A 7,032-nucleotide genomic window follows, 5' to 3' on the forward strand; every position below is an offset into this window, starting at 1 on the left:
TGTCGGCCAGCAGCGCGGCGGCGGCCATGATCATGCCCGACTGGCAGTAGCCGCACTGCGGCACGTCGAGCGCGAGCCAGGCCTTCTGCACCGGATGCGAGCCGTCGGGCGACAGGCCTTCGATGGTGACCACCTTGCGTGGGCCGACCGCGCTCACCGGCATCACGCAGGAGCGCACCGGCGCGCCGTCGATGTGCACGGTGCAGGCGCCGCACTGCGCCACGCCGCAGCCGTACTTGGTGCCGGTCAGGCCGAGGTGTTCGCGCAGGACCCACAGCAGCGGGGTCTGGTCATCGGCCTGGTGTTCCAGGGTCTTGCCGTTGACATTGAGGCTGGGCATGCGGGGTTCCTCCGGGAAAGGGCGGTCGGGAGTCGAGGGAGCGATTGGCCTGAATCTACCTCAGTCGCCCCGCTGGCGCTGTGCCCAGGCTGTGCCTGACGCAGCGGCGGTTCCGGGTTCCGCGCCGGCCATGCGCGGGCCTTACGGGTGCCGCCCATAATCGGGCACCCTCAACAGGACACAGCAAGGAGCGCGGGCCATGCAGCAACTCTCGGGACGGGTGGCGGTGATCACCGGCGCGGCCAGCGGCATCGGCCTGGCCATGGCGCACGGCTTCGCGCGCGAAGGCATGAAGCTGGTCATGGCCGACATCGAGGAGGCGGCACTCGCCCGGGCGCTGGCCGAATTGCGCGCGGCCGGCGCCACGGCCGTGTCGGCCCGCGTGGATGTGGGCGACGAGGCGCAGGTGAACGCGCTGGCCGACCTCGCCTGGCAGACCTACGGTGCGGTGCACCTGCTGTGCAACAACGCGGGCGTGGCCTCGCCCGCGTTGCCCACCCGGGCATGGGAGTCCACACTGGCCGACTGGGACTGGATCCTGCGCGTGAATCTCATGGGCGTGCTGCACGGCGTGCGCGCGTTCGTGCCGCGCATGCTCGAGGGCGGCGACGAGGGCCATGTGGTGAACACCGCCTCGGTGGCCGGTCTGCTCACCGGTGCCAATCCGTACCATGTCTCCAAGAATGCGGTCACCTGCCTGAGCGAGGGCCTGTACAAGGACCTGCGTACCCTCGGGGCGAAGGTCTCGGCCTCGGTGCTGTGTCCGGGCCTGATCCGCACCCGCATCATGGACGCCGAGCGCAACCGTCCGGCGGCACTCGGCCGCACTCGGCTCACCACCATGCGCGATGACCTGCAGCGCTGGGAGGTGGGCTTCCGGCAGGCGCTCGAGGCTGGGTGGGATCCGGCTCGCGTGGCCGAGGCGGTGCGCGATGCGGTGCAGGCCGACCGTTTCTACATCGTGCCGGCGCAGGACAGCCTGCACGCGCTGATCCGCACCCGCATGACCGACATCATCGAAGGGCGCAACCCCACGCTGGCGCCGCGGGGCTGAGCCGTTCAGGGCGCCGAGACCGGCGCGCCGTAGCTGTCCTCGAAGCAGTTGAGGATGGCATCCAGGCCGCAATGGTTCAGGGCGTGCGTGGTCTGCGCGCGCACCACCGGCTTGGCGCGGTAGGCCACCGACACGCCGGCCACGGCCATCATCTGCAGGTCGTTGGCGCCATCGCCCACCACGATGGCCTGCTGCGGCGCGCAGCCCAGCCGCTCGCACAGCGCCAGCACGGTCTCGCGCTTGACCCGGGCATCGACCACCTCGCCGGCCAGCTCGCCGGTGAGACGGCCGTCGCGCACCACCAGCTGGTTGGCCCGGGTGTGATCCAGGCCGAGCCGGGCCTTGAGCCGCTCGGTGAAGAAGGTGAAGCCGCCCGACACCAGCAGCACCTGCAGGCCGGCCGCCTTCGCGCCGTCGATCAGCCGCTGCGCGCCCGGCGTGAGCGCGAGCCGCTGCTCGTAGACCTCGCTCAGCGCGCGCTCGGGCAGGCCGGCAAGCAGCGCCACCCGGCGGCGCAGGCTCTCGACATAGTCGGTGATCTCGCCGCGCATGGCCGCTTCGGTGATCGCCGCGACCTCGGCCTTGCGGCCGACGAAATCGGCGATCTCGTCCACGCACTCGATGGTGATCAGCGTGGAGTCCATGTCGAAGGCGATGAGCCGATGATCGGACAGCCGGCGACCGCCGGGCACCAGCGCGATGTCCACGCCATGCCGGCCGGCGAGCTCGGCGACCGCGGCGCGGTCCATCAGGGCGGACGCGGCCAGCCGCGCGCTGTGCGGGCCGATGTCGCGCGGGCTGGCGCCGATCTCCGCGGCGATCGCCGCCACGGTGGCCGGCGACAGGGCGGGGTGCTGGATGACGAGGTTCATGTCAGGGCCTTGAGCACCTCGCGGATGCGCTGCAGCCGCGTGCTCAGATCGGTGGAGGCGACGGTCAGCCGAAGACGGTCGGGGCCGGCCAGCCGGGCATCGCGCCGGCTCTGGATGAAGCGGATGATCCGCTCCGGCGGGATCGGCGGGTTGGGCACGAACTGGAACTGCACCGCCTCGGCTGCGGCATCGATGCGCACGATGCCCATCGGCTGGCACTGGATGCGCAGGCGGTGGGTCTCGATCAGCGCGCGCGCGGCATCGGGCAGCTTGCCGAAGCGGTCGACCAGCTCCTCCTGGATGGCCTCCAGCGCATCGGGGCGCTCGCAGCTCGCCAGCCGCTTGTAGAGGGTGAGCCGCTCGTGCACATCGGCGCAGTAGTCGGCCGGCAGCAGCGCGGGAAGGTGCAGCTTGATCTCGGTGGTGGCCGCCAGCGGCGCCGAGAGATCCGGCTCGCGGCCGGCCTTCAGCGAGCGCACCGCCTCGTTGAGCATCTCGGTGTAGAGGGCGAAGCCCACCTCCTGCATCTCGCCCGACTGGTCATCGCCCAGCACCTGACCCGCGCCACGGATCTCGAGGTCGTGCATGGCCAGGTAGAAGCCCGAGCCGAGCTCCTCCATCATCTGGATGGCCTCCAGGCGCTTGCTGGCGTCCTTGGTGATGGCGGTCTCGTCGGGGATGAGCAGGTAGGCGTACGCCTGGTGATGCGAGCGACCGACCCGGCCGCGCAGCTGGTGCAGCTGCGCCAGCCCGAAGCGGTCGGCGCGGTGCATCACGATGGTGTTGGCGCTGGGCACATCGATGCCGGTCTCGATGATGGTGGTGCACAGCAGCACATTGAAGCGCTGCTGATGGAACTCGCGCATCACCCGCTCGAGCTCGCGCTCGGGCATCTGGCCGTGGGCCACCGCGATGCGGGCCTCGGGCACCAGGGCCTCGAGGGCGCGCCGCCGGTTCTCGATGGTGTCGACTTCGTTGTGCAGGAAGTAGACCTGGCCGCCGCGCTTGAGCTCGCGCAGCAGGGCCTCGCGGATGGTGCCCTCGCTCTCGCGGCGCACGAAGGTCTTGATCGCCAGCCGCTTCTGCGGCGCGGTGGCGATCACCGAGAAATCGCGTATGCCCTCCAGGCTCATCGCCAGGGTGCGGGGAATGGGCGTGGCGGTGAGGGTGAGCACATCGACCTCGGCGCGCAGCGACTTCAGCGCCTCCTTCTGCCGCACCCCGAAGCGGTGCTCCTCATCGATGATCACCAGCCCCAGCCTGGGGAACTTCAGATCGCCCGAGAGCAGCTTGTGGGTGCCGATGACGATGTCGACCCGACCCTCGTTGATGCCTTCGATGGCGGCCTTCACCTCGCGCGAGGACTTGAAGCGCGAGAGCTCGGCGATGCGCACCGGCCAGTTGGCGAATCGGTCCGAGAAGGTCTGATGGTGCTGTTCGGCGAGCAGGGTGGTGGGCGCGAGCACCGCCACCTGCCGGCCGTCGGCCACCGCCACGAAGGCGGCGCGCAGCGCGACCTCGGTCTTGCCGAAGCCGACATCGCCGCACACCAGCCGGTCCATGGGCTTGCCCGAGACCATGTCCTGCATGACCGCGTGGATGGCGGCGAGCTGGTCGGGTGTCTCCTCGAAGCCGAAGCCCTCGGCGAAGGCCTCGTAGTCCTGGGCCTTGAAGCGGAAGGCATGCCCCTCGCGCAGCGCGCGACGGGCATAGAGGTTGAGCAGTTCGGCGGCGGCGTCGCGGGCCTGCTGGGCGGCGCGGCGACGCGCCTTCTCCCACTGGCCCGAGCCGAGCTGGTGCAGGGGCGCGTCCTCGGGCGCCGCGCCGCTGTAGCGGCCGATCACATGCAGCTGCGACACCGGCACATAGAGCGTGCTGTCGCCAGCGTAGGTGAGATGCAGGAACTCGGTGGGGCCGTCGCCGAGGTCGAGGTTGATCAGGCCCTGGTAGCGGCCGATGCCGTGCTGGGCATGCACCACCGGATCGCCGGGCTTGAGCTCGGAGAGGTCGCGGATGATCGCGTCGACATCGGTCTGGGTCTCGCGGCGGCCGCGGGCGCCGCGGCGGGCCACGCCGGCGAAGAGCTCCGCCTCGGTGATCAGGTCGATGCCCAGCGCGGGCAGGGTGAAGCCGGCGTGCAGCGGGCCGACGCCGAGCGCGATCTCGTGGTTGCCGCCGAGGAAGGCCGCCCAGCCATCGAGCTGCGGCAGGTCGGCGCCCATGCCGGCGAGCAGCCGGTGCTCGGCGAAGAGCTGGGTGAGGGTCTCGCGCCGGCCGGCGGATTCGGCCAGGATGAGCTTGCGGCGCGGCGAGTCGAGCAGGAACTGTTCGAGCGCCGCCAGCGGCTGCTCGGCGCGGCGGTTGACCATCACCGGCGGCAGCGTGGTTGCCCAGCGCCCGCCGCCGGGGTTGATCGAGAAGCGGCCGAACTGACCGGCCTGCAGGAAGAGCTGTTCGGCGTTCAGGAACAGCTCGTCGGGCCGCAGCAGTGGCCGCTGGCTGTCGTGGGCGAGGAACTTGTGGCGCTGGGTGGTGTCCTGGCTGAAGGCCTGCACGGCGGCCTGGACATCACCGTGGGTGAGCACCACCGAGCCTTCGCCGAGATAGTCGAACAGGCTGGCGGTGGTCTCGAAGAAGAGCGGCAGCCAGTACTCGATGCCGGCTGGCGCGATGCCGTTGCCGATGTCGCGGTAGACCGACGAACGCGAGGGGTCGCCCTCGAAGCGCTCCCGCCAGCGGCCGCGAAAGGCGGTGCGCGCCGCCTCGTCCATCGGGAATTCCCGCCCGGGCAGCAGGCGCACGGTGTCGATGGGATAGAGGCTGCGCTGCGTGTCGGGATCGAAGGTGCGGATGGACTCGAGCTCGTCGCCGAACAGGTCCAGGCGATAGGGCAGGGTGGCGCCCATCGGGAAGAGATCGATCAGCCCGCCGCGCACGCTGTATTCGCCCGGGCGCACCACCTGCGAGACCGGGTCGTAGCCGGCGAGCACCAGCTGCGCGCGCAGGCGGGCTTCGTCCAGGCGCTGGCCCTTGCGGAAGTGGAAGGTGTGCGAGGCGAGGAAAGAGGCCGGCGCGAGCCGCTGCAGTGCCGAGGTGGCGGCCAGCACGATCAGGTCGCAGCCGCCCTGCTGCAGCGTGTAGAGCGTGTCCAGGCGCTCGGAAATCAGGTCCTGGTGTGGCGAGAAGCTGTCGTAGGGCAGGGTCTCCCAGTCTGGGAGCAGGCGTACCCGCAGAGCGGGGTCGAACCAGGCGATCTCGGCGGCGAGCCGCTGGGCGTCGAGCGCGCTGGCAGTGAGCACGGCGAGCGTGCGCCGCTCCTCGCTGCCCGTTGCCTGGGCGATCAGGCGCCGGGCCAGCGCGGCGATCAGCAGGGCATCGCCCACGCCGGGCTGCGCACCGAGCGTGAAGTGGGTGCCCGGACGGGGCTGGACGGGAATGGCCGCGAGGGCGGCGGCAAGTGCGCTGGCCGCGTCGGGCGTCTGGACGACGGAATTCAATTCGGGGGGCGCGCGAAGGCGCGGCGCGGCAAAGCTAGAATTCTAGCCGATGGCCCCCACCCGACCGACCATGCCCGAGCCCGCCCGTTGCCACGCCGTGGTCCCTGCCGCGGGCAGCGGCAGCCGCCTCGGGGCCGCGCTGCCCAAGCAGTACCTGCTGCTCGCCGGGCGATCGCTGCTTGAGTGGTCGGTCCAGGCGCTGCTCGATGCGCCCTTCATCGCGACCGTCACGGTGGTGGTCTCGCCCGGCGATGCGCGCGCGCAGGCCCTGCTCGGGCCACGGCCGCGCCTGCGGGTGCTGCCGGTGGGCGGCGCCACCCGGCGCGATTCCGTGCTGGCCGGGGTGCAGGCCCCGGGCATTGACTGGCAAGCCCGGGACTGGGTGCTGGTCCATGATGCCGCCCGGCCGGCGCTCGATGCCGCGAGCCTGCAGCGCCTGCACGCCGAGCTTGCCGATGATGCCGTGGGCGGGTTGCTCGCGGTGCCGGTGAGCGATACCGTCAAGCGCGCCGCTTCCCAGGTCGGCGGCCCCGCCGGCTCGTCTGATTCGCCGCCCGTGTCGCGGGTGGCGGCCACGCTGTCGCGCGACGGTCTGTGGCTTGCCCAGACCCCGCAGATGTTTCGTCACGGCGTACTCCTGCCCGCACTGCAGCGCCATCCCGAGGTCACCGATGAAGCCGCGGCGGTCGAGGCCGAGGGGCTCATGCCAAGGCTGGTGCGCGGCGAGCGTCAGAACTTCAAGGTCACCACCGCCGACGATCTCGCCCTGATGGGCGCCTGGCTGGGCCGCACCGGCCCGGTCTGACCTGACCCCAACGCGAAAGTCGCCGCCATGTCCGCCTCCCCCGCGTCAGCCCCTTTTCGCATCGGCCAGGGCTACGATGTCCACGCGCTGGTGCCGGGGCGTCTGCTCATCCTTGGCGGCGTACGCATCCCCCATGCCACCGGTCTGCTCGGTCACTCCGACGCCGACGCCCTGCTGCACGCGGTCACCGATGCCCTGCTCGGCGCGGCCGCGCTCGGCGACATCGGCCGACACTTCCCCGACACCGATCCGCGCTGGCGCGGCGCCGACAGCCGCGCGCTGCTGCGCGGCGCGCTGGCCCTGGTGCGCGAGGCCGGGTGGCGCGTGGGCAATGTCGACTGCACGATCGTCGCCCAGGCGCCGAAGATGGCGCCCCATGTGGCGGCGATGCAGGCCAATCTCGCGGCCGATCTTGGCGTGAGCCTCGCGGATGTGAACATCAAGGCCAAGACCCACGAGCGCCT

The 7,032-nt window shown here is 71.3% G+C and carries 6 protein-coding genes; 3 read left to right on the forward strand and 3 right to left on the reverse strand.

The genetic code is table 11. The features are described 5' to 3' along the window. The coding region (locus AC2H6A_RS16655; RefSeq protein ID WP_484274836.1) for a (2Fe-2S)-binding protein at nt 1–340 on the reverse strand (340 nt) is incomplete at its 3' end. A 199-nt stretch (nt 341–539) separates the two neighbouring features. Between AC2H6A_RS16655 and AC2H6A_RS16660 the strand changes: the two genes are divergently transcribed. After that, on the forward strand, nt 540–1,394 hold the full coding sequence (locus AC2H6A_RS16660; protein WP_484274837.1) for an SDR family NAD(P)-dependent oxidoreductase: 855 nt from the start codon (nt 540–542) through the stop codon (nt 1,392–1,394). Between the two features lie 5 nt (nt 1,395–1,399). On the opposite strand, the gene serB is transcribed toward AC2H6A_RS16660, so the two are convergent. Both serB and mfd read right to left on the reverse strand, forming a co-directional pair. Beyond that, a complete protein-coding gene (gene serB / locus AC2H6A_RS16665; protein ID WP_484274838.1) occupies nt 1,400–2,266 on the reverse strand; it encodes a phosphoserine phosphatase SerB in 867 nt (288 codons plus the stop codon). Continuing rightward, nucleotides 2,263–5,763 carry a transcription-repair coupling factor gene (gene mfd / locus AC2H6A_RS16670; RefSeq protein ID WP_484274839.1) on the reverse strand — a complete coding sequence of 1,167 codons (3,501 nt, stop codon included), beginning with the start codon at nt 5,761–5,763 and terminating at the stop codon, nt 2,263–2,265. The genes serB and mfd overlap by 4 nt, the downstream gene beginning before the upstream one ends. 49 nt (nt 5,764–5,812) lie before the next feature. Here mfd and ispD point away from each other — a divergent pair, with 49 nt between their 5' ends. Then, nucleotides 5,813–6,568 carry a 2-C-methyl-D-erythritol 4-phosphate cytidylyltransferase gene (ispD, locus tag AC2H6A_RS16675; RefSeq protein WP_484274840.1) on the forward strand — a complete coding sequence of 252 codons (756 nt, stop codon included), beginning with the start codon at nt 5,813–5,815 and terminating at the stop codon, nt 6,566–6,568. A gap of 27 nt (nt 6,569–6,595) precedes the next feature. Next, nucleotides 6,596–7,032, forward strand: a 437-nt coding sequence (gene ispF / locus AC2H6A_RS16680; RefSeq protein WP_484274841.1) for a 2-C-methyl-D-erythritol 2,4-cyclodiphosphate synthase, incomplete at its 3' end; no start/stop codon positions are given.

The organism is Quisquiliibacterium sp., from assembly GCF_982640115.1.